General features: G+C 47.0%; 25 protein-coding genes and 1 tRNA gene. 18 read left to right on the top strand and 8 right to left on the bottom strand.

Features of this window, described 5'->3' with window-relative positions:
* The 3 genes from CP950_RS07820 to CP950_RS07810 are packed head-to-tail and all read left to right on the top strand — an operon-like array spanning position 1 to position 2742.
* Positions 1-777, top strand: a complete 777-nt coding sequence (locus CP950_RS07820; RefSeq protein WP_096674107.1) for a glycosyltransferase family 2 protein — start codon at positions 1-3, stop codon at positions 775-777.
* Positions 777-1577, top strand: a complete 801-nt coding sequence (locus CP950_RS07815) for a glycosyltransferase family 2 protein (protein WP_096674105.1) — start codon at positions 777-779, stop codon at positions 1575-1577. The genes CP950_RS07820 and CP950_RS07815 overlap by 1 nt, the downstream gene beginning before the upstream one ends.
* Before the next feature lie 10 nt (positions 1578-1587).
* Complete coding sequence (locus CP950_RS07810) at positions 1588-2742, top strand: glycosyltransferase family 9 protein (RefSeq protein ID WP_096674103.1); 1155 nt, start codon at positions 1588-1590, stop codon at positions 2740-2742.
* A gap of 13 nt (positions 2743-2755) precedes the next feature.
* Here the strand turns inward: CP950_RS07810 and dnaE are convergent, their stop codons facing one another.
* Complete coding sequence (gene dnaE / locus CP950_RS07805) at positions 2756-6373, bottom strand: DNA polymerase III subunit alpha (RefSeq protein ID WP_096674101.1); 3618 nt, start codon at positions 6371-6373, stop codon at positions 2756-2758.
* Positions 6374-6376: 3 nt separating this feature from the next.
* On the opposite strand from dnaE, the gene gluQRS reads away from it, so the two are divergent.
* Positions 6377-7348 (top strand): tRNA glutamyl-Q(34) synthetase GluQRS, encoded by a 972-nt coding sequence (gene gluQRS, locus CP950_RS07800; RefSeq protein ID WP_096674099.1) that lies wholly within the window; start codon positions 6377-6379, stop codon positions 7346-7348.
* A 66-nt stretch (positions 7349-7414) separates the two neighbouring features.
* A complete protein-coding gene (locus tag CP950_RS07795) occupies positions 7415-7738 on the top strand; it encodes a hypothetical protein (RefSeq protein ID WP_096674097.1) in 324 nt (107 codons plus the stop codon).
* Between the two features lie 25 nt (positions 7739-7763).
* On the opposite strand, the gene CP950_RS07790 is transcribed toward CP950_RS07795, so the two are convergent.
* The 4 genes from CP950_RS07790 to CP950_RS07775 all read right to left on the bottom strand — a co-directional run bounded on the left by CP950_RS07790 (position 7764) and on the right by CP950_RS07775 (position 10950).
* Positions 7764-9254 carry a DEAD/DEAH box helicase gene (locus CP950_RS07790; RefSeq protein WP_096674095.1) on the bottom strand — a complete coding sequence of 497 codons (1491 nt, stop codon included), beginning with the start codon at positions 9252-9254 and terminating at the stop codon, positions 7764-7766.
* 6 nt (positions 9255-9260) lie between these two features.
* On the bottom strand, positions 9261-9668 hold the full coding sequence (locus CP950_RS07785; protein ID WP_096674093.1) for a GlcG/HbpS family heme-binding protein: 408 nt from the start codon (positions 9666-9668) through the stop codon (positions 9261-9263).
* Between the two features lie 158 nt (positions 9669-9826).
* Positions 9827-10168, bottom strand: a complete 342-nt coding sequence (locus CP950_RS07780; RefSeq protein ID WP_096674091.1) for an AzlD domain-containing protein — start codon at positions 10166-10168, stop codon at positions 9827-9829.
* Positions 10168-10950, bottom strand: a complete 783-nt coding sequence (locus tag CP950_RS07775) for an AzlC family ABC transporter permease (protein WP_096674089.1) — start codon at positions 10948-10950, stop codon at positions 10168-10170. Before CP950_RS07775 ends, CP950_RS07780 begins: the two co-directional genes overlap by 1 nt.
* Positions 10951-11151: 201 nt before the next feature.
* Between CP950_RS07775 and CP950_RS07770 the strand changes: the two genes are divergently transcribed.
* Positions 11152-11439, top strand: coding sequence for a helix-turn-helix domain-containing protein (locus CP950_RS07770; RefSeq protein WP_096674087.1), 288 nt, complete (start codon positions 11152-11154; stop codon positions 11437-11439).
* On the opposite strand, the gene queG is transcribed toward CP950_RS07770, so the two are convergent.
* Positions 11436-12542 (bottom strand): tRNA epoxyqueuosine(34) reductase QueG, encoded by a 1107-nt coding sequence (gene queG / locus CP950_RS07765; RefSeq protein WP_096674085.1) that lies wholly within the window; start codon positions 12540-12542, stop codon positions 11436-11438. The two genes, CP950_RS07770 and queG, sit on opposite strands and share 4 nt — an antisense overlap.
* Before the next feature lie 66 nt (positions 12543-12608).
* Here queG and tsaE point away from each other — a divergent pair, with 66 nt between their 5' ends.
* The 3 genes from tsaE (at position 12609) to CP950_RS07750 (ending at position 14624) form a co-directional block, all read left to right on the top strand.
* A complete protein-coding gene (gene tsaE, locus CP950_RS07760) occupies positions 12609-13130 on the top strand; it encodes a tRNA (adenosine(37)-N6)-threonylcarbamoyltransferase complex ATPase subunit type 1 TsaE (RefSeq protein WP_243391954.1) in 522 nt (173 codons plus the stop codon).
* 2 nt (positions 13131-13132) lie between these two features.
* On the top strand, positions 13133-14461 hold the full coding sequence (locus tag CP950_RS07755) for an N-acetylmuramoyl-L-alanine amidase (protein ID WP_096674081.1): 1329 nt from the start codon (positions 13133-13135) through the stop codon (positions 14459-14461).
* Positions 14462-14548: 87 nt separating this feature from the next.
* Positions 14549-14624, top strand: a tRNA-Lys gene (locus CP950_RS07750).
* Positions 14625-14810: 186 nt separating this feature from the next.
* Here CP950_RS07750 and CP950_RS07745 read toward each other — a convergent pair.
* The gene (locus CP950_RS07745) at positions 14811-15689 is read right to left on the bottom strand and encodes a DUF4393 domain-containing protein (protein ID WP_207760243.1); all 879 of its coding nucleotides are present in this window, start codon (positions 15687-15689) and stop codon (positions 14811-14813) included.
* Positions 15690-15751: 62 nt separating this feature from the next.
* Here CP950_RS07745 and CP950_RS07740 point away from each other — a divergent pair, with 62 nt between their 5' ends.
* The 9 genes from CP950_RS07740 (at position 15752) to CP950_RS07695 (ending at position 22338) form a co-directional block, all read left to right on the top strand.
* On the top strand, positions 15752-16168 hold the full coding sequence (locus CP950_RS07740; RefSeq protein ID WP_096674079.1) for a MarR family winged helix-turn-helix transcriptional regulator: 417 nt from the start codon (positions 15752-15754) through the stop codon (positions 16166-16168).
* Positions 16169-16245: 77 nt separating this feature from the next.
* Complete coding sequence (locus CP950_RS07735) at positions 16246-16635, top strand: tautomerase family protein (protein ID WP_096674077.1); 390 nt, start codon at positions 16246-16248, stop codon at positions 16633-16635.
* A 103-nt stretch (positions 16636-16738) separates the two neighbouring features.
* Entirely contained in the window at positions 16739-16936 is a 198-nt protein-coding gene (locus CP950_RS07730) for an antitoxin VbhA family protein (RefSeq protein WP_096674075.1), read from the top strand.
* On the top strand, positions 16914-17507 hold the full coding sequence (locus CP950_RS07725; RefSeq protein WP_096674073.1) for a Fic/DOC family protein: 594 nt from the start codon (positions 16914-16916) through the stop codon (positions 17505-17507). The genes CP950_RS07730 and CP950_RS07725 overlap by 23 nt, the downstream gene beginning before the upstream one ends.
* 263 nt (positions 17508-17770) lie before the next feature.
* Entirely contained in the window at positions 17771-17992 is a 222-nt protein-coding gene (locus CP950_RS07720; RefSeq protein WP_096674071.1) for a DUF433 domain-containing protein, read from the top strand.
* Positions 17989-18318, top strand: coding sequence for a hypothetical protein (locus CP950_RS07715; protein ID WP_096674069.1), 330 nt, complete (start codon positions 17989-17991; stop codon positions 18316-18318). Before CP950_RS07720 ends, CP950_RS07715 begins: the two co-directional genes overlap by 4 nt.
* Before the next feature lie 384 nt (positions 18319-18702).
* Positions 18703-20130, top strand: a complete 1428-nt coding sequence (locus CP950_RS07705; protein WP_096674066.1) for a sensor histidine kinase — start codon at positions 18703-18705, stop codon at positions 20128-20130.
* A gap of 77 nt (positions 20131-20207) precedes the next feature.
* Complete coding sequence (locus CP950_RS07700) at positions 20208-20993, top strand: formylglycine-generating enzyme family protein (protein WP_096674063.1); 786 nt, start codon at positions 20208-20210, stop codon at positions 20991-20993.
* Positions 20994-21579: 586 nt separating this feature from the next.
* Complete coding sequence (locus CP950_RS07695) at positions 21580-22338, top strand: SDR family oxidoreductase (RefSeq protein ID WP_096674061.1); 759 nt, start codon at positions 21580-21582, stop codon at positions 22336-22338.
* A 2-nt stretch (positions 22339-22340) separates the two neighbouring features.
* On the opposite strand, the gene CP950_RS07690 is transcribed toward CP950_RS07695, so the two are convergent.
* Positions 22341-23384, bottom strand: coding sequence for an alpha/beta hydrolase (locus CP950_RS07690; RefSeq protein WP_207760242.1), 1044 nt, complete (start codon positions 23382-23384; stop codon positions 22341-22343).
* Positions 23385-23390: the final 6 nt, after the last annotated feature.

Genomic DNA, 23390 nt, shown 5'->3' with positions numbered 1-23390 from the left:
ATGCCCACCTTATCAGTCATACTCATCACTCGCAATGAACAGGCCAATTTAGGCGACTGTCTAGCGTCTTTAGAGGGGATTGCCCAGCAGATTGTGGTGGTTGATACAGCCAGCAACGATGGCACCCTAGAAATTGCCAAAAACTATGGTGCGCTGATCTCCCAACCAGCAGATTGGCCGGGTTTTGGGCCCCAAAAGAACCGGGCTTTAGACCTTGCCACCGGCGACTGGATACTTTCTTTGGATGCTGATGAAAGGCTGACTCCAGCACTACGCTCCGAGATTTTGACAGCGATGCACCATTCCGCTGGAGTGGACTGCTTTGCCATTCCGCGCCTATCTTGGTTTTGTGGGCGCTTTATGCGCCATTCTGGTTGGACGCCAGACTATGTTGAGCGCCTATTTCGCCGTGGCACCGCCCGTTTTTCGGATGATTTAGTGCATGAGCGCCTGATTCCCAATGGCCAAGTGGCCAAATTAACTAACTCCCTGCTGCATTACAGCTTCATGAATGCGGCTCAAGTAACAGCAAAAATGGAGCGCTATTCCACAGACTCCGCCAAGCAGGCTTTCCTGAAAGGCAAAAAAGCGTCGATCTTAGCGCCGATAACGCATGGGACTTGGGCATTTATCAGGACCTATATTCTGAGAGCCGGTTTCTTAGATGGCCCTCAAGGGCTGTCACTGGCTTTTGCGAATGCGCAGGGATCGTATTATCGCTACACAAAACTCCGAAAACTCAATCAAACTGCTGAACTTGAAAGCGCTCAAACTTGATGCCACCTTTTAAAATTTCCGTCATTGTGGCTACATATAACTGGCCTGAGGCATTGCGTCTCTGCCTTCTTTCCTTGTGCACTCAAACAGATCCCGATTACGAAATCATCGTTGCTGATGATGGCTCTAAGGAGGCTACCAAATTCGTAATTGATGAGCTAGCAGCAAAAACATGCGTCCCACTAACTCAGGTATGGCAGGAGGATGACGGCTGTCGCAAAACCCGCATTGCAAATCATGCTATTGCAGCTTCGACGGGGAGTTACCTCATCTTTATCGACGGGGACTGTATTGCGCAACCTGATTTTGTGGCTCAACATCGCAAACTCGCACAAAAAAAGTTTCTTATCACTGGTAGCCGAATTCTCTTGAGTGACAAACTGAGTAAAGCGTTATTAACCAAACAGTCTTGGGATTTCTCAGAATTCAAGCGTCAGATTTTGACTTACCGCTTACAGGGTGATCTTAATAAATTCTTGCAACTGATCTTCAAGCGTGGTGATGGCAATTGGCGGCACTTTAAGCGCTTTTTCTGGCGCCGCATTAAGGGTTGCAATATGTCCTGTTGGAAAACAGATGCGTTAGCGATTGGTGGCTTTGATGAAAATTTAGTTGGCTGGGCACATGAAGATGCAGACTTTGTCTTTCGCTTAGAGCATTCTGGCGTCACTAGAAAAAGTGGCTCATGGGCGACTGAGGTGATCCACCTCTATCACCGAGTGAGAGACCAATCTCTCGGTGATGCTAGCGTGGCTCGACTCAAGAAAAAGATTCAGGAAATGTCTCAATCCCTGAATTAATTCACTATTCATGCCTACCCCCACCAAACCTAAAAAAGTCTTATTTATCGCTACTCGCCAAATTGGCGACGTGCTCGTCACCACCCCCTTAATTGCCAAAGCGCGGGAGCTTTGGCCTGATGCGCAGTTGGATTTCTTGGGCTATCAAGGCAAACTGGAGATGCTCAAAGGCAACCCAGATATTGATCAACTGATTGAAACCTCCAATCGCCCAAAGTTCGGTGAATATCTCCGCCTATTTTTAAGACTCTTTCAACGTTATGATTTGGCAGTAGTCACACAACCAAGCGATCGGGCTTATTTTTACGGCTTGGTTGCCGCGCGAAATAGGGTTGGAGTTATCAGCGGACATCCACAAGGTGAACAAGGCTCACCAGCACAACAGAAGAAACATGCGCGGCAAAACGCTTGGAAGAAAGCGCTTTGCAGTCATACCGTCGACATTGATTATTTTTCACAACATGTCATTGCGGAAAAATTACGTCTCTTAGAGAGTTTTTATCCTCAGGCCGCGGACGTCTTTAGCGGACCTATCGTTGTGATCCCTCCTGCCGGAGAACCTTTGCCGCCAGCAATTAGTAGACAGTTAAATTCTCATTATGTTGTTGTGCATGCAGGTCCGCTAACTGCCTACAAGCGCTGGCCTCTTGCGTACTGGCAACAGCTGGTGACCTGGTTAGTCAATCAAGGCTGGCAGGTTATCTTAAGCGCTTCTCCAGCTAAGCAAGATTTGCAACTGAATCGGGATATTGTTTCTTTGTTGGATGACACAACGCGTGAGCAGGTCATCGATGCGGCAGGTCAATTATCGATTCCCCAAGCGAGCACCTTACTGCGTGGTGCTTTAGTCTACATAGGGGTGGATACGTCCATTACTCATTTAGCTGCCGCGTGCAATATTCCAACAATTGCACTGTTTGGCCCCACACCACCTACCAATTTTGGCCCGTGGCCTAATGGCTTTGCTGATAAGCAGCCCTACGTATTATGCGCCCGCTCGCAAACCGTGGGGAATGTGACGATCTTGCAAGGCCCCGGTGAGTGTGTGCCCTGCCGCAAAGCGGGCTGTGAAGATCGTTCCGACAGCCCGAGCGCCTGTTTGGATTTGATGGAACCGAATCAAGTGATCACCGCTGTGCAAGAGGCAGTACAGCGGGCTACCTAGTGCTTGCTCATATTTACTGATATTGAACTTGCACAGGTTGATAGTGCTTCACTGTCAATAATTGATTTAAGCTATTGAGGCAAGCATCATCGGGATAGATGCGCAATTCTTCAGGAAACTGCATAAGGCAGGCTCCGCCACTCGTTGTCACCGCAGCAGTGAGCATTAAGCCTTTCATACCCTCGTGGCTACTTGCTAACACCGGCGCTCCAGGTCCAGCTTTAGGATCGCGCACGCGGTTACTCATCAGATAGGGGCCGAGCTGATTACGCAAAGTACGCAAATCCATACCGGTGTCCATTTGCAAATGGACGTTGCGTGCAAAACGCATGCGTGCCCCTGTGATATCCATCACTCCTTCAGAAACGATCCGTACACCCCCTGAGAACTTATCGGGTGACACGTTCACTTTAGCAATCAGGAGCTCGTCTTCCTTTAACCACGAGCGATTAGATTCGTAGACCTCGCTATAGAGGGTCACTTCCAGCTGGGCGCTACCATCATCAATTGTCGCAATCATCATCCGGCCACGTTGGCCTGTGAGCATGCGAGCAGAGGTAATAATGCCAGCGATGAGTTGATCTTTGCCCTCGGTGACCTTGGCTAAGGATTGCCGAATGAAATGGGCTGTTTCAGCGCGATAGGCGTCGAACATATGGCCTGTTAAACATAATCCTAGCGAAGTCTTTTCTTCTTGGAGGCGTTTTTTCTCGGACCAAACGGGCTCACGGACTAATTCCGGTTGATGGCTGTCGGCCTCACCCGCTACCTCAAATAAACTCACTTGATGAATGGAGGCTTCCGCTTGTTCAGCAGCTTCAATCGCGCGCGCCAAGGAAGCTAACAAGGTCGAACGAATTTCATAAGGTTTCGTGCCAGCCGGCATCGCGTCACGATACAAACTATCAAAAGCGCCCGCGCGTATTAAAGCTTCAATCGCACGGCGATTGACTTGCCGACGATCCACGCGTGCACAAAAATCAAAGATGTCCTTAAAGGGTCCGCCAGCCTCACGGACTCTCACAATGACCTCAATTGCAGCCTCGCCGGTCCCCCGCACCGCGCCTAAACCATAACGGATATGGCTTAAGGGGGTTTCGGGCAACTCATCAGTCAGTCTTAGTGGCGTGAACTCGTAGACGCCCGTATTGATATCGGGTGAGAACACCCGAATACGATTGACCAAGCAATCGTCGTACAAGATCTTCACCTTGTCGGTGTCATCCATGGCTAAGGATAAGTTGGCTGCCATAAATTCAGCGGGGTAATAGGCTTTTAACCAAGCTGTTTGATAGGCTAATAGGGCATAAGCAGCTGCGTGGGATTTATTAAAGCCATAGCCCGCAAAACGCTCCATTAAGTCATAAATTTCGTTGGCTTTGCCCTCGGTAATACCGCCGACTTTGGCACCGTCACTAAAGATTTTGCGATGCTGCGCCATCTCTTCGGGCTTCTTCTTACCCATCGCCCGGCGCAACATATCAGCGCCGCCCAATGAGTAGCCACCAATCATCTGCGCCATCTGCATGACCTGCTCTTGATAAACCATGATGCCGTAGGTTTCGCGCAAAACTGGTTCAATGCGGGGATCGGGATACTCTACTTTTTGACGTCCGTGTTTACGCTCGATAAAGTCGGGGATGAGATCCATCGGACCTGGTCGATACAAAGCAACCAATGCAATGATGTCTTCAAAGCGGTCTGGCTTGGCTTCTCGGAGCATGCCTTGCATGCCGCGACTTTCTAGCTGGAACACGGCAACGGTATTGGCTTTTTTCAAGACCTCAAAAGCACCCGCATCATCGAGTGGAATCTCGCCAATATTCCAATCTTTGCGCTCTGGGTGTAAGGCTTTAATCCAGCGCTCGGCAGCGGCCAAAATCGTTAAGGTTGTCAGACCCAAGAAGTCAAACTTCACCAAGCCAATGGCCTCTACGTCATCTTTATCGAATTGGCTGATGACCGAGCTGCTATCTTGGTCTTTGGTTTCTTGAGTGTAGAGCGGGCAAAAATCGGTGAGGCGTCCCGGGGCGATTAAGACACCACCCGCGTGCATACCCACGTTGCGGGTCATGCCCTCTAGTTGTTGCGCAAGAGAAAGTAACTGACGTACCTCATCTTCATTCTTCTCACGCTCAGCTAATTGCTTTTCTTCCTTCTTCGCCATCTCAATGGTCATGTACTGACCGGGCTTATTGGGAATGAGTTTAGCAATGCCGTCAACAAAGTTGTAGCCTTGCTCTAAGACGCGACCCACATCCCGAATCGCCGCTCTGGCGGCCATCGTACCGAAGGTGGCAATTTGACTGACCGCCTCTTTGCCATATTTATCCTTGACGTATTGAATGACGCGATCGCGCCCGTGCTGGCAAAAGTCGATATCAAAGTCGGGCATCGATACCCGCTCTGGATTTAAGAAGCGTTCAAAGAGTAAGTTGTAACGTAAGGGATCAAGATCGGTAATGCCTAAGGAGTAAGCCACCAAAGAGCCCGCACCTGATCCACGCCCAGGCCCAACGGGTACACCATTGTTTTTTGCCCAGTTAATAAAATCCGCCACGATCAGGAAGTAACCTGGAAAGCCCATTTGTGAAATCGTTTTCACTTCGAAGACTAGGCGTTCCTGATAGCGGGCAGCTTCTTTCTCACGCTCAGCAACGTCCGGAAAATTGCGCTCCATATGGCGCTTTAAACCGATCTCCGATTGTGCCAACAAGTACTCATCAAGAGTGATGCCAGGTGGCGTCGGAAAATCCGGTAAACGCGGTTTACCTAAAACTAACGATAAGTTACAGCGCTTAGCGATTTCGACTGAGTTGGCTAAGGCCACTGGCAAATCAGCAAAGCGGGCGGCCATTTCCGCCTGCGATAAGAAATACTGCTCATCATTGAATTTCTTTTGACGACGGGGATTGCCCAGTAGCTCACCTTCGGCAATGCAGACCCGCGCCTCATGCGCAATAAAATCGCTCTTTTGCATGAACTGCACGGGGTGCGTAGCTACCACCGGCAAATCGAGATCGCTAGCCAAATGACAGGCAAGTTGTAAATGCTTTTCATCTTGAGGATGACCGCCCCGCTGCACTTCAATAAAGTACGCATTCGGAAACAAAGCTTCCCAACGTTTAGCGGCGGCTTTGGCTTGCGCCTCTTGTCCAGATAAGAGAGCAACGCCGACATCACTCCAGCGTGCTCCTGAGAGGGCAATGAGGCCATAAGCCAAGGTTCTATTAGCAGCGCGATCTTCGACCGTTGAAGCGGGTTCAGTAAACCAAGCGGGGTTTATTTCTGCGCGACCCCGTGACTGATTTTCTAGGGAGGCTTTGCTGAGCAACTGGCAGAGATTGAGATAACCAGAGGGGTTTTGCACCAAGAGCAATAAACGGGTGGGCTGATCAGGGTCTTGGGCATTACTAATCCAGACATCAGCACCAGCAATGGGCTTAACGCCGCTAGAGCGAGCCGCAGTGTAAAACCGCACCAAACCAAATAAATTACTTAAGTCGGTCAGTGCTAAGGCACCCATGCCATCAGCAGCCGCCTTAGCAACCGCGTCGTCCAGCCGCACAATTCCATCTGTAATGGAAAACTCGGAATGAACGCGGAGATGAACAAAATCTGGTGAAGCCATGAGATGATTTTAGCTGTGTCTAATCTCAAAACACCTTCATCCCCATCTGACGGCTATTGCGGGCGATTTGCCCCTTCGCCGACCGGGCCATTACATGCTGGATCTTTGGCAACTGCCTTAGGCAGCTGGTTGGATGCCCGTGCTCACGGCGGCCAATGGCTCGTCAGAATGGAGGATATCGACACCCCGAGGTGCATTCCACAAGCTGGAGAAACCATCCTAGAGCAACTGCAAGCCTGTGGTCTTTATTGGGATGGGGAAGTGAGTTGGCAATCACATATTGGGCAGCAGAAACGCTATCAAGCGGCTTTGGAGCACTTAAACACACTCCAAGCGCTCTACCCCTGCACTTGCTCACGCCAAACGATTACAAATACCTTAGCAGCGCAAGGGATTGTCACCCCACGCAATCAAGAGCAGGTGTATCCAGGTAGCTGTCGACCACGGCAAATGCTGGCCTATTCATCGGCAGAATTCACCAATCCCTCAACAGCCTGGCGATTGGCACTCAGTTCAAATACGGAAGATCTGCAGGTGCGCTTTACTGATCAGCGCTTAGGGCCTCAACTACAGAATCTAACTGGCGAAGTCGGAGACTTTGTTGTGAAGCGGAGTGACGGTCTCTTTACTTACCAGCTGGCCGTAGTTGTGGACGATGCGTCACAAGGAATTACGCATATCGTGCGGGGCGAGGATTTACTGAGTAATACCGCTAGGCAGATTTACTTACAAACGATTTTGGGATATCCAACACCTCAGTATTTACATCTTCCCTTAGTACTCGATGCCCACGGAGAAAAGTTGAGTAAGCAAACCCTAGCAACAGGTATTCAGACGGATACTCCGCAGCAAGCCCTCAATGAACTGCGCAAAGCAGCTACCCACTTAGGCCTCCATCATTTGCCGAGTGGGGATGACGTCACTACTGCCGAATGGTTGCTGGCGGCAACACATGCTTGGACTGAAATGGCCTAGTTTTAGGCTACAAAAAAGGGTATTTTTCAAGTAAAATCATAAGGTTAACTCCATAAACAAGCCCATATGCTCAGCAGAAAATTCGATGAGATTCAACATCTTGCCACCCGGTACATTTGGTGGCAAAGCGCGGAACAAACCATGTCTTGGCCAGAAAGATTGATTGCTCAAATTATGGATATTGGTGACTACGCGGATGTTCAAGTTTTAGTTCATGCTGTCGGCGATCAGGTGTTACGTGATGTACTTACTAATGCGCAAGCAGGGAATTTCAGTCCACGCTCTTGGCACTATTGGCACTACAGACTGGGGGTCGTTAAGGCAGGTGAAGAAATGCCTGCGCTGCCGAAACGCAAATGTCTCCCCAGCGATTACGATCCTTATTTTTAATCTTCAGTCCGCATTATCAGCGGAACTATTTCTTCTTAAAGCCACCCAATAAAGCACCGACAGCAGACTTAGCAGACACAATGCCAACTTTTTTCTCCGCAGGTTGCTGAGAGACTTCACTACCAGCACTGGCTGATTGAGCTCTTGGGCTAGGCTCATACGGTTTATCAAAGAAAGGATCCACGGGGGCTTTTGCAGGCGCTGGTCTGCTATAGCTTGATCTGCTCTGCGAACTACTAGAAGAATTTGAGGAGTAAGGGCTGCCAGAAGAATGCGCTCTAGCATGACTCGTAGGAACATCAATATCCGGCAAGGGCTGAACATCTAACTTGCGCTTCATTAACTTTTCGATATCGTCCAGCAGGCGCTTCTCTTTTGCATCTACTAAAGCAATCGCATCACCCTTACTACCGGCACGCCCAGTACGGCCAATACGGTGAATAAAATCCTCTGCATTAAAGGGGAGCTCATGATTAATCACTAATGGCATATCCGGAATATCTAAGCCGCGAGCGGCTACATCCGTTGCCACTAAGGCTTCAATCGCACCAGATTTAAAGGCATCCAAAGTCAGAGTACGCTCACCCTGACTCTTGTCTCCATGAATCGCGCCCGCTTTAATACCATCACGTTCCAAGGCGCGTGACAACTTGGCGCAACCCAAACGGCTATTAGTAAAAATGATGCATTGGCGCGATAAACCTTGACGAGTGCGCTCTGCTAACAACTTCACAATTGCATGCTCTTTATCTGCTGAAGCCACCATATGAATGACTTGTTTCACTGTATCCGCAGCGGCATTTTGACGCGCAACCTCTACTGTTACTGGTGTGCGTAGATAACTTTGTGCCAGCTTCTTAATCTCAGGAGAAAACGTAGCCGAGAACAATAAAGTTTGGCGTTGTGGGGGGATCAAGCTAATAATGCGCTGTAAATCAGGTAAGAAACCCATATCCAGCATGCGATCCGCCTCATCTAGAACCAGAATTTCTACTTGAGAGAGGTTAGCGACTTTGGAGCCAATATGATCGAGTAAGCGACCTGGCGTAGCGATCAAAATCTCGACACCATTGCGTAAAGTAGCGACTTGCTCTTTCATATCCACGCCGCCGTACACTACCGCTGCACGCAAATCGGTGTGACGTGAATAGTTAGCAGCGTTCTCAGCCACTTGCACTGCCAGCTCACGGGTTGGCGTTAATACCAAAGCCCGAATAGGATGGCGCGCTGGCGAAGCACTACTGCTAGCGTGACGCAAAATCTGCTGAATGATGGGCAGAACAAAGGCAGCGGTCTTACCCGTCCCTGTTTGCGCTGCACCCATCAAGTCACTGCCCGCCAATACGTGGGGAATGGCTTGCGCTTGAATCGGTGTAGGGGTGCTGTAACCCTGCTCAGAAACCGCTTTTTGAATAAGTGGGTCTAAGCCGAAGTCAGCAAAGGTAATGCTAGGTGGGGAGGCCGGTGTTGCTGGAGCTCCCTCAGGAGTAATTATTTCAGGGTCGATATTTATCAAGATAACTTACAGAATGGCCGCAATGCCGGCTTTAGCAGTTTCGGCATCCTCGGACGATTTCACGCCGGAAACGCCGACTGCGCCGATGGTAAATCCATCTACTTCAATGTTGACTCCGCCTTCCAACATGCCGCCAATATGGGGCACAGATAAGAATGAAGTACGGCCGTTGTTAATGATGTCTTCGTAAACCTTACTCTCGCGTTTACCCATAGCAGCAGCACGGGCCTTTTCTTGAGCAATGTAAGTAGACACTGGCGCACAGCCATCACGCCGAATTAAACCCATTACATGTCCGCCATCATCACAAACAGCAATGGTCACAGCCAAGTTATTTTTGGCAGCATAAGCATCCGCAGCGGCCAAGATCTTCTGTACATCATTCTGTGTCAAATAAGGTTTAGTAGCGAACATGCGGGGTCTTTCTCACTGAAATTTGGGGAAACAAGGTCAATAAATTAACAAATTCATTATAAGTGGGTATCAGTTGACTGACTGTATTGAGTGCAGCAGAGTGATATTCAGGCTTAATTTCCTGAATAAGCGGCTAAAAAGAAGCAATTAGTAGCGTCCTAGCGCATTACCCCGTAGGAAACCAGTAATAAAGTCCCGGTACATAAGGCTGGGACGAGGCGGCGTTGCGGGCTTGAGATCATCACGGCCACACTCAAAAGCGATACCCCAATCCGAATCCATACTGGCACCGTATCAAGCAGACCAATGGGTAGCAGAATCATCCGTACCGTTAGCGCAGCCACCATTGCGTAGGTAACGGCAGCTAGCCAACGAAAGATTTCGCTGTTTTGATCAATCCGCTTGGAAAAGAACACGCCAATAGCGCGACAAAAATACGTGCCGACACAAGCCCCGATAAGGGCAAGCCATAAGCTCCAACCTTGTAGCATGTCGTGCATTAGCTAATCAACCCTGGGCGGTGTCGCAATAATTTGCGGTCAACGAGATAAGCAATCGTGCCAGCTACCAATCCCGTAGTGAGCAAACTGGAATCCCGATGGATTAAGAAAAACACTGGGCCCAGTAAGCAACCGAGCACAATCGCAATACGATTAACCCAAGGCTTTACCTCGGTAAAGTTCAACAAAAAATATAAGGGATTAATGAAGACCAGGCCCAAGGTGATGTAGGTTGGTACCGCGCCCGCTAAAAAGAATCCGATGACCGTCCCCGGAATAGAAATCAACCAGCACACCAAGCCCAGCCCACAGAAGTAACTAAAGCGATGCTTCACCTCAAGAGTGTGAAACTCTTTCATAGAAACCGCCCATGCAGTCATGGCCACTAAGTGCACGCTAGCGTACAACTTGCGATCTCGATCTTTGCGATCAAATTGCGGAAAGAGAGTCACTGTCATGGTGACAAAACGGGTGGCAGTCAATGTCACCGCAAGAATGATGGCCAACATGGATGAGCCAGTAATCACCATCTCAAACAAGACAACCTGTCCTGGTAGCGCAAACATAAAGATGCTCGTAAAGCTGGTAAACCAGATATCGAGGCCATTGGTTTTACCCATTGCCCCAAAGCCCACCATACCCGCAAACAGCACAATGGCAGGCGGCCCCATAGCATGACGCACGCCAGCCCAAAAGGCGTCTTCACGACTTTTATAGCGCTCAGTGACGGCGCTTGCAACAGTATTGCTAGGATCTAAAGCGAATGGCTTGGTTACAGACATGCTTTATTGTAGGACTTTGGAGCGGGGACATTGCTTAAGACATGGAAGGTAATGAACGTATGTATCTTTTTTGATACAGTAGCTAAATGAGTCAAATAAAACTTTCAGTCAAATTTTTTAAAACTGAACTGGGCCTGGAGCCTGTGCGTGACTGGCTAAAAGACTTAGAGCAAGCGGATAAAAAGACGATCGGGAAAGCAAATGAAGACAAAATATATCGGAACAAGTTTTGATGACTTTCTTCAAGAGGAAGCCTTACTAGAGGAGGCAACTGCTGTTGCAGTTAAGCGCGTGATTGCATGGCAAATCGGCAAAGCCATGAACGACAAAAAAATTACAAAAACAGTAATGGCAAAGCTCATGAACACCAGTCGCGCTTCATTAAATCGCCTGCTAGATGAAGATGACACCAGCCTGACATTAGCGACATTGGCTAGCGCAGCAACAGTACTAGGTAAAAAAATTAAATTAGAACTCTTGCCTGCCTAGCGCTCAGTATTTAACGCCCACTCAATATGCTCAGCTACCAAAGCATCTGCTTGCGGTAGCGCCGTTTGTAATGCAATTCGAATAGGCTCCTTCTCCGTCTCTGGTAAATCGGCGGCAGTAAGCGCGTTACCCATTGCAACGGCAAGATTACGTCTCCAGCGCGAATACCCAATGCGCCGAATAGCACTTCCTTCATGGCGCTTCTCAAACTCACCCTCAGTCCAAGACCAAAGGTGCAAGAGGCTTGCTTTACCAAGGCCGTGACGCTCTGCAAAGTCGGGTAATGCCGTGCGTTTAGCAAACTTATTCCAAGGGCAGATCAGTTGACAGTCATCACAGCCGTATACCCGATTACCCATCGCCTTACGAAACTCCACTGGAATGGCGGCGTGATTTTCAATGGTTAAGTAAGAGATGCATCTTCTTGCATCCATTTGATAGGGTGCGGTAATGGCTTGGGTTGGGCAAACATCAATGCATGCTGTGCAGCTACCGCAGTGCGGCTCTTGAGCCTGATCCATCGGTAGTGGTACATCTACCAAGATCTCACCCAGAAAGAAGGTGGAACCAGACTCTCGATTAAGCAATAAGGTATGTTTACCACGCCAGCCTAAGCCCGCCTTTCGGGCTAACTCCACTTCCATCAAAGGTGCTGAATCCGTAAAGACCCGATAGCCAAAGCTACCGAGATGTGCTTCAACCGCTTTGGCAAAGTCTTGCAGGCGCTGGCGTAAAACCTTGTGATAATCCCGCCCACGGGCATACATGGACACTACTGCTGCACTAGGATCTGCGATACGTTGCCACTCTCCCTCCAGACTGAAGGTGGGCGGGAGGTAGTTCATCGTTACGCAAATCACCCTGACGGTGCCCGGCACGAGCAGTCCTGGATCCGAGCGTAAGGCGGCATGGCGCTCCATGTAGTCCATTTGGCCGTGGCGCCCTTCAGCCAACCACTGCTGCAGATGCTCGGTTGCCTCACCTAAGTGGGTGTCCGTAATGCGTAAATCGTCAAAACCAAAGCCATGCGCTTGGTCCTGCAGCCAGTTGCGTAGCTTATCGAGCTGCACTTCAGAACTCTTAGGAAAGGGATCAGTGGTCATCAGGAATACCAAATAGGCTTAATTAGCGCAAGAGGCTCACATAATTGAATAAACTAGGGCATGGCGATGGATTCATTCTCTCAGTATTGTAGGCAGGAAGCAGAAACTGCTGCCCTAGCTCAGCACCTTGCGCGCTGCCTGAGTCAATTATTGCTAGAACCAACCGCACATATTAATATCGCTTTAGAAGGCGATCTCGGGGCTGGCAAGACGACTTTTGCACGCTATCTCATTCAAGGAATGGGGTATGCGGGCAAAGTGAAGAGTCCTACTTACACCCTGTGTGAACCTTACACTCTTGAGACCAACAACGGCAGCAGCCTCACAGCGCATCACTTTGATCTCTATCGCATGCGTAGCCCTTTGGAGTGGCAAGAGGCTGGCTTTACAGAATACTTTGACATGCCTGGCTTTTGTTTAATCGAATGGCCTGAAAAAGCCGAAGCCACTCTCCCCCCGTTTGATTTGCGTATTCGCTTGGAGCCTGGGGTGACTGACGGACAGCCTGAGGAGCAAGCCCGCCAGATTGAGATTAATGCAGATACTGCCCAAGGTAGAGCGCTGTTGTCCTTGTTGACTTTTGCTTAAACATGCAGTCTGCCCCGAACCCCCTCAGAAGAAGACATTTACAGACTTTAGCCAAGACACTAGGCTTTGCCTTAGTACTGACTGAATTTGAGATTGCTTGGGGTGCGCAGATTTTAGGGGTGCGTATTTGGCCCTCAGAAGACTACACCCGCGTGACCTTAGAGTCTGATACGCCCTTACCAATTAGTCAGCAAGTGCTCACCAATCCTGACAGGCTCGTGGTGGATGTCAAGGGCATGGAACTCAATTCCACCCTCAAAGAACTGGTTGCCAAAGTAAAGCCTAACGATCCTTATGTTTCGCAGATTCGGGTGGGGCAGTTTCAGCCGGGGACAGTGCGCTTAGTCTTTGACTTAAAAGAACCTATTAAGCCGCAGCTCTTTACGCTCGATCCCATTGCAGGTTATCAATATCGCATGGTCTTAGATTTATACCCCGCAACACCACCGGATCCCTTAATGGAGTTGGTCAAGAGCAGTGCCCGTAAAGAAAAGGCCCTCGCTAAATCCAATGAAGAAATCGATCTCATTGCCCAATTTGCGACTAAGAAAGATATCCCCACTGCCCCAGTGGCACAAGCTATTCCAGAAAGCAAACCAGCGCCTGTTGCATCCAAGTACAAACGCTTAATCACCATTGCGATTGATGCAGGGCATGGTGGTGAAGATCCTGGAGCGATTGGCGCGATGGGCTCTAAAGAAAAAAATGTTGTGCTCTCGATTGCTAAGCGCCTCGGAGATAAGATTGAGAATGAGGCCTATATGCGCCCTTTCCTTACTAGGGATGGCGACTACTTTGTGCCACTCGGCATGCGGGTACAAAAGGCACGTGCTGTGCAGGCTGATTTATTTGTATCTATCCATGCGGATGCCTTTATTGAAAGCAATGCCAAAGGGGCTTCCGTGTTTGCTCTCTCGCAATTGGGTGCCACCAGTACCACCGCCCGCTGGATGGCGAATAAAGAGAATGCCTCCGACCTGATTGGTGGGATCAATATTAAGACTCAAGATAAGCAAGTGGCGAATTTATTACTTGATATGTCGACCACGGCGCAAATTAATGACTCCTTGCAAGTAGGCAGCTCGATTCTGAAGCAGATTGGTGGTTTTGCGCCGCTTCATAAAAGCAAAGTAGAGCAAGCGAGCTTTGCCGTACTTAAAGCGCCCGATATTCCGTCGATCTTGGTAGAGACTGCCTTTATTAGCAATCCCCAAGAAGAAGCGCGCCTCAATGACGAGAAATATCAAGACCGGATCGCTGACGCTATCCTACGAGGAATTAAGGATTATTTCTCGAAAAATCCACCAGTAGCACGGCGGATAAACTCCTAAGAAGCCAATCAGGCTAAGGCTCATCAGGCGGTCTCAATGAAACCCTCAGGTAAGTAAGCAACTTATTGCTATAATCTTCGTTTTACTGGGTCGGTAGCTCAGTCGGTAGAGCAGCGGACTTTTAATCCGTTGGTCGCGAGTTCGAATCTCGCCCGACCCACCAGCATCAAGAAACCCTCACTAGCAATAGTGGGGGTTTTGTCTTTCTGGGTTAGTTAAACGCTGGAACTGTTCGACACAATTCGGATCTTTGCGGACGTTTCGAGTGGGGATGGCCGACGCTGGGTGACCGCCGCGGACCGTGAGCAACTTGAAAGTGTCGTGTTTCCGGACGATCGCCTTTCGCAGGCTATCCTGAACAAGCCATGACAAATTGACGTCCCATCGATGTAATCTTCAGCCCGTTTTTTGTAATCTTTGATTTCAATTCAAGATTTTCATCAATTTCATAGACTATTTGCTTTACCTTGGAATCATTTTCAAGTGCATCGTATACACCCAACCCTGTGTATTGATAAAATGTAGGAATTTCTGCCAACCCAAGTCGACATAAATTATCCAAATAAGTAGGTGTGAGGTCGGGAAACTCGCAGCCAGCCTGAACTCCAATGTGCGAATAATTCACCAATACATCCTGTCCACCCGTTTTACCCTCAGTTGGATTTTTATACTCCCAGGCCACTGTAATTACTGGAAATACAGTTGGACTTAAGAATAATTTGGTAATTTTTGCCTCATCAGAAGTCAGCTGTTTAATAATTTCAACGAATGCCGGGTGAGCTCCGGAAGCAGTATCCCGATTCATTGCCGTCGCCAATAAGTTTGCATAAAGATCGGCTAATTGCTCATCACTACCGGCGTACCTGAGAGCCTCAATAGCTGGGCCAGCAATAGTTAACTTGGGAGGAATGATATTCTCTGGAGGAATGTTTTCTAGCTTTTTAGCCACTCTTGTATTAACAAAATCCTTAAGTTGATCCGCACTCCATATAAGCGCAGTGACAGGCAATAATGCGGCATTTACTGCCTTGCCAACCGTCTCCAAAGCTAGGCCTACTTGCTTTGCCGCAGGCTGCAAAGCATCTTCATATACAGGAACATTCTTTGTAATTTCAGCTGCGGCCTTAGCTATTTCACTCACATCTTTTAACGGATCCGTTGGCATATTCACCCCAGGTTGAATTTGATTACATGCTTTAATCTTCTCAGATTTAAAGGCTCTAATCAATCAAAAGATGGTTTAACTAATATATAGTTGCATAGCTAATTAATATCATTTACACTACACCTATGTTTGAACAATGCCTCTATTTCAATACCACCAGCCTAGCTCGCCAGCTAGAGCGGGAATGGACTAGTGCATTTAAGCCTTTTGGGCTCACCCCTTCTCAAGCCTTCATGCTCAGGGTCGTTCTGGATAAAGCTCCGCTATTACAAAGTGAGTTGGCTTTAGAGATGAATATAAGCCGCCCCACTGCCACCAGAGGTTTGGATGGATTGGAGAGATTGGGGCTGATTAAGCGGCTTGCCTCTGAAAAGGATGGCCGCGAACAAGAGATTCATCCGACCAAAAAGGCTGTGGAGTTGAAAGATGCCATTAATGCAGCTAGTGGTGCAGTTACCAAGCGTCTTAAGAAAGTATTAGGCAATAACAATTTTGAGGATGTTGTTGGACAACTTCGGTGTATTAGCTCTGCCCTGAAGTAACGGGACTTTTTTATTTCCCTAATAGTTGCATAGCTAATTAGTTTTATTGAATTGATTTATTTACAAAGGAGAATTACATGCCAATCTTGAATGTTAAAGTCAGCGGACAAAAGAATGCCGCTACGACTAAAGCCATTAACGAGCTACTGCTAGACCTTACTCATCGCATTCTGGGTAAGAAAAAGGAAGTTACTGCCATTGCCATCGAATACGTAGATCTAGATTGTTGGTTTGTGGGCGGTGAGCTATTAAGCGAGCAAGGCAAGAATAGTTTTTACTTTGATATCAAGATTACTGATGAGACCAATACCAAAGATGAGAAGGCTCAGTTCATAAAAGAGGCTTTTCAGGGCTTTGAGCGCATCCTAGGTAATCTTCATGAAGAGAGCTATATCTATGTGCAAGATGTCAGGGCTGCTAGCTATGGATACGGCGGGAAGACTCAGGAATACCGCTACCACCAATAACCCCTCAAATACCGCCCTAACCCCATGAAATATAGGGGGTTACGGCTAAATTATTAGGCATAAATTCCTAGGAAATCAGGTCTAAATCTATTAAAATGGATGCATGCCGATTAAGCTTTCCACCCAATCCCAAGCCCGCCAATACAACGTGTCTAACGCTGTGGCATCTGCTCGGATTGAAGGTATTGTCCCAACCAAGCAGTTAGAGCAAAACCTCACTGATTACGTTGCCGGCAAAAAAAGTATTGCGCAAATATTAGAAGAAACTAAACAACGCTATGTCACGCTACGACGCGGATGACACTTACTGCTACCCAGGTACAGACGTACTTCGAAACAAAGCAGAAATAACTAACGCAGAAGATTTAGACGCCTATGAAGGTGAGCTATCTACTTTGCGATCAATTGAAATTCTAGAAAATCCCATAGCAGGTCAGTTTGACCTTGCCCATCTTCAACGCATTCATCTTGCCCTCTTTCAGGACGTATATGACTGGGCTGGAAAGATTCGTACCGTTGATATCAGTCGTGGCAATAGTCGCTTTGCTAATGTGCGCTTTATTGAATCTGCGGCAAACGACATCTTCAACAAACTAGCTCGTGAAAACTGGCTCAGAGGTTTGGATGTAAATGCCTTATCCAAAAGATTGGCGCATTACCTTTCAGAGATCAATGCCCTTCACCCATTTCGAGAGGGGAATGGTCGCGTACAACGCATATTCATCTCCCAACTTAGTCAATCAGCTGGCTATCAACTCGACTACTCCGACCTGGAGCAGGAACAAATTTATCAAGCAATGGAGCTAGCTTTTAATGGCGATGAATCCATTCTTGCCGATCTCATTTTGGAGCGCCTGGAGAAAAGCCAATAGGCTTGAGCAATTTGTAACCCTGTTTGAGCCAATTAAACCCCTTTAAGCCCGTTGGTCGCGAGTTCGAATCTCGCCCGACCCACCAAAAATAAAGCCCTTGAATGCATGTTCAAGGGCTTTTTCAATATACAAACAGAAGAATTTAGAGCAACGGACTTCAGCACTGCTGCTCTAAAAACCAGTCTAAAGGTATATAAAACCACTTCCTCAAGTAGGTACTTTGAGATGATGACTTTAAAACATCAAAATGCTAATATCTGAATATGATTAATTGGTCAAACTGCCCAGACGTAGAAAGCGCTCCAGAGCGCGTAAGCGGAGCTTTAGTATTTTGCGGATCTCGTGTGCCTATCGCTGCCCTCTTTGAAAATCTAGAGGATGGCATTACGATCAAAGAATTTGTTGAAATCTTTCCAGGAATCACACTTGAGCAAGCTCGTGCTGTTTTAGATTTTGCAGCCAAGAATTCACTTACTGCTGCGTGAAGATATTATTTGATCAGGGAACACCTGCGCCCTTAAAAGAATTTTTACCTGCTCATGATGTCTCGACCGCTTATGAACTGGGGTGGTCAACCCTAAAAAATGGTGAACTCTTAAGTGCAGCGGAATCACATGGTTTTGAGGTTTTTATTACAACTGATACCAATCTTCGCTATCAACAAAATCTTATTCAAAGAAAAGTTTCCCTAGTGGTACTTAGCACCACTAGTTGGCCGAGAATTAAACCTAATGTATCTGAAATCATTGACGCAGTTAATAAGTCAGCAAGCAATAGCTTCATAGAAGTAAATATTCCATTTAACGATTAAATAGCCATATATTCAAATGGAGCACTGGATCAACGATTCGTTGGAATTTAAGGCCAAAGGATTTGTTACCCGTTGGTCTTAAATCTGACTGCAACGGATACACAATCCGTTGTCTAAGTACCGTTGATCGCGAGTTCGAAAACGAAGTTTCAACGAAGTCAATCTCGCCCGACCCACCAGTATTACTAAGCCTCGCTTCTCGCAGGGGTTTTGTATTGGGCTTTAGTGCTTTGTATAAAGCTTCTGAAGTGATACCCCTTGCTTTAAAAATTTCAGCCATACCAATCATTAGCAAAATCTCTAGTTTTTCTAGTGCCTGTATGATTTCGGATAGGATACTAATAATTAAAACAAGCAAAGTCTAGCGGGCACGCAAGCACATAAATGCAGCAATTTACAATCCAAACCCTCTTCATTCTTTATAGCGCTATTAGCCTTTCAGCGGGAGTTTTAATTGCCGCTCTCTTTTGGAAGAAGAATGATGCCTCCGCAAAGCTATGGATTTATGGTTGTGCTGCAACCGCAATAGCGACTTTAGTTACCGTCTTTAGAGGTGAGATTCCTGTATTTTTCAGCTATAGCATGATGGTTTCTCTTGAAACACTGTCTATCCTACTGTTAGCAGAATCACTAAAAAGACTGTCTACACAAAAATTTTACTATCGGTTGAGCTGGTTCACCCCTATTCTTCCAGCGCTACTTTTTGCCATCGTTGAATTTGAAAGAAATGCCAATGATGGGCAAATTGCACCCCTCATGACAGCCACTTCAACCATTTTTTTCGGGATTGCCAACTTGATCTGTTTTTATCAAGCGAATCTCACCTCCAGGGAATTTGAAAATAAAGTGTTTTTTAAATTCCTGATGGGAGTATTTATTCTTGTAAGCGGCTTATATTTTATGAGGTCCGTTAATGTCTTTAGTGGTTACAGTGGTTTTGCATTTGATCTTAAAACCTATAACCTCATTATTTGGTGCTGCATTATTTTGCTCGGGTCTATTAGGAACCTCACATACATCATTTTAAGACTGCATCTTGGTTTTACAGAGCATAGTCGCATCAATAATATGAACCTCAAGCTCGGGCATGCTCTAGAAGGTCGAAATGAGATGATCCTGTCGCTTCAAAAACTGAATAGATCTGCCTCTATCAATGCTTTGGCCTCAACTATTTCTCATGAGATTAATCAACCCCTTGGGGCGACTAAGTTAAATGCCCAATTTTTAGAGATGAAGTTGGAATCTGATCCAACGAATGTTGCACTTTTAAAAGAGTTAAATAAAAGCATGCTGGGGGATATTAATCGTGCTGCAGAAATAGTCAAAAATTTGTCGAGAATGACGAAGAATGAAAATGATGCGGTTACCGTAGTGAATGTATCTGAGTCTATTGCCGAGGTAATGGAAATTTCTAAGAGTAAATTACAGACCAAAAGAATCACTTTTGAATTTAATTGCAACCCCGATCATCAAATCAATATTAATTTAGCTGAGTGGCAACAGGTGCTTATCAACCTTTTTAATAATGCAATTGAAGCATTTGATGAGCTAGAACAAGATCATAAAAAAATCATTTTTTCTAGTATTGCTACGAGTGATTTAATCACAATTTCCATTCAAGATAACGGACATGGCATTAAAGCGGGTCAAGAAGCTAAAATTTTTGAGCTGATGGTGACCAATAAAGCCACTGGGACTGGCATTGGTCTATGGCTTTCAAAAAATATTATCAATCGGCATGGTGGTGAAATCAGCGCGCGCAATAACCAAGATAGTGGCGCCTGCTTCATGATTGAACTGCCTAGAGCGTGACTTTAGAGAATCAAAAGACCCGGGATGCCCTTGCGCCATTAAGTTGATTTTACTATTTAGCTTGCTACTATCCTTCTATGAAAAAGTTTGATATCTCCCAAATTACTCTTGGCATAACGCTCACCCTCATCGCAACGAGTTTGCTGCTTGGAGCGACCGCCAGTCAAAGTGTCCCGAATTCGTCTATCCCAACTGTGCAAATAGGCAATTTGGTATGGGACCAAACGGAGATGAACATTGCCGATGTGAAAACCTACACATCATCCACAGGCTTTGTCAGTGCCTCTGAAAAAAAAGGTGGCGGCCTTTCTTATGAGGGCGGATTCGTGCAAAAACCAGGTTGGACCTGGAGAACCCCTTATGGCTTGCCTGCAAACGATATGGAGCCAGCAGTCCATTTGAATCAGAAGGAAGCTGAGGACATCTGTCGTTACTATGGCAAACGTTTACCAACAGATCCTGAATGGACAAACGCCGCTTTTCTAGAGCAAAGATCAAATCCTCCAGCAGGCTTTACAAAGGGTCAACGCTATCCCTATCCAGGTGGAAGCAACCCCTCTTCTTCACACTGCCTTAGAGGCTGTGGCGATTACAAGGGCTTGGCTCCTGAGGGCGCTCTAAATCGCGGCACAGGGCATGTGATTACAGGAAGCACGCAACCGGGTGTGAACGGCATGTACGACATGGGAGGTAACGTCTGGGAGTGGACTGCTACTGAGCGCAATAGCGGATATATGACGCGTGGTGCTTCTTGGTGGTATGGACCAGATAGACAGCAAGAATCTGATATTGAGTCAAAGCCCGCTGATATTGCAGTGGTGTATATCGGCTTTAGGTGTGTAGCTGATATCGTGAAGCCCTAGAGGCTATCCACTAAAAGCACTTTAGATGATCTTTAGATAACCCAGTATTCCCCAAATTAACCAAATACAAATCAGCACCAGGACCGTACGCGAGTCCATCTGAAGCTTAAATAATTGCAACTGTCTGTGGGAACACTCAATAGATACGCGCAAGACGATTCCTCCTATGGTGAAGTCATCAGAGTAGTGCCGACGAGGCTTAATTCAAAGGGACTGGGGATGATTTAAGGGTAGGAAAAGTCAGATGGGTGAAAGAGAAAATGAGATTAAAAAGGCCAAACAGATAAAAATGGAAACAAGGCAAGCAACAAGATTTTCAGCTTAGTAAAAAAACCCGCAAACCACAACAAAATCGTCAAGATCAAAATATTTCTCCTCTAAATGGAAGAGATCAGGGTAGATCTTTGAGGGGGGAGAAAAAAGAGGATGCGCTTTATTTAACTGCAGGAAGCGATAGCTTGGCAAAGTAGGCAAAGATCTGAAGATGAGCCTCACAATGACTTTATATACTATTGCTACGCAAACAATCTTGATAGTAGATTTCGCAAGATAAAATAAATTTGAGACATTAATTAGAAAGAACCAGATGAGTCAAACCAATAAAGTAGCTCTTGTCACCGGGGCTGGCGTAGGTATTGGCAGAGCGGCAGCAAAAGCGCTGCTTCAAGGTGGATTTAAGGTAGTACTTGCTGGACGTGATCTTGAAAAATTACAAAAGGCGATTGTCACCATTCATGGCACAACTGACAACTGCTTGGCAGTGGCGTGTGACGTAGGTAAACCCGATCAAGTGAAGAAGCTATTCGCCGCAATTAAAGACAAGTTTGGTCGGATTGATGTGCTCTTTAATAATGCCGGTATTGGTGCCCCCGCCATTCCAATGGAAGATCTCACTTATGAACAGTGGATGAATGTCGTCAACGCCAATCTCAGTGGTGCATTTCTGTGTTCGCAAGAAGCGATTCGGATGATGAAAGCGCAATCACCACAAGGCGGCAGAATTATCAACAATGGCTCAATCTCGGCACACACACCAAGACCTATGTCAGCACCTTACACGGCTACTAAGCATGCCATCAGCGGCCTTACCAAAACCATTGCACTCGATGGACGGGCATTCAATATTGCCTGCGGTCAAATTGATATTGGTAATGCCGCTACAGAAATGACTGAGGCGATGGCAGCTGGCATTATGCAGGCAGATCAATCCATCAAAGTTGAACCCCGCATGGATGTAGACCAAGTTGGACAAGCGGTATTACAGATGGCACAACTGCCATTAGAGACCAACATTTTATCCATGACCATTATGGCCACCAAGATGCCTTTTGTTGGTCGGGGTTAAGTCTATTGCTCAGGTTTAAAAGAGGTGTCTAAAAATTCCTGGACACCCCTAAACATCAGCATGCGATTTTTTTCCATAATGATCGTATGCGTCCCTTCGCTAATTTGCAGCATAATTTTGTAGGGCGCGTTCTCTAGCTTAGTAAAGTACTCATACAGCATGTAGCTTGGAAGGTCTGCATCCCACTCGGCATGCACCAACATGACTGGTACCCGAATATCCTGAGGTGCATAGACAGGCTTCCCAGCAGTCCAAAATTCACGGGCGTCTTGCACCGTTCCATTGGGAGCTCTGAGCTTTTTAGGGTTTTGAGTTTTACCCCAAGGATCAGTTTCAAAGGTCGCTTCGGACCACTTTTCGAACCATCCCGCAGGAATTAAACTGGCTTTGGCGCTTTCAGGCACGCCATTGAGCCAGCGTGACTTTGTATCCGCAATGGATACCACGCGATAAGCAGGCAAATCTCCGCCCTTATCGGTTAATGGAGCACCCCCTTGACGCAGCCATTGTGGCGCGTACAAAACCAGCTTATTCACCTTTGCATTATTTTCAGCTGTGAACTTCCCCATCATGGTGGTACCCCAAGACCAACCAAGTAAATTCATTTTATTGATATTACGTTTTTTGAGGATGTAATCCACGGCTGATGAAACATCTCTCACCGCGACATTGGTTCTAACAATTGGGGCATTTTGCTCAGCGGGCTGATCCATCTCAGCAGGACGCGTGGATTTGCCATAGCCACGGATATCCACTAGCCACACATCGTAACCCTTTGAGGCGATGTATTCCATCCATGAGGTTCCGCCCAGAGATAAATCAAAGGCAGTTTCAGCTGGATAAGTAGAGCCATGAACATACAACACGGTTTTTTCGTTCGAGAACTTTTTCATTCCCACGGGGTGCTTATTGCGCACATAAAGAGAAATGCCTGGAGTATCACTCGGGATCATGTACTCGGTCATTTCAAGCTTGTCATTCGCCAAAACTGGACTGAGTAAGAAAAAGCTGGCTATGATTAAAAATACTCTTTTTTTGACTTGCATATGGCT

Source organism: Polynucleobacter meluiroseus (genome assembly GCF_900205755.1).
Lineage (GTDB): Bacteria > Pseudomonadota > Gammaproteobacteria > Burkholderiales > Burkholderiaceae > Polynucleobacter > Polynucleobacter meluiroseus.
Note: the sequence above shows the minus strand (reverse complement) of the source record. Positions and strands in the feature narration are given on the sequence as shown.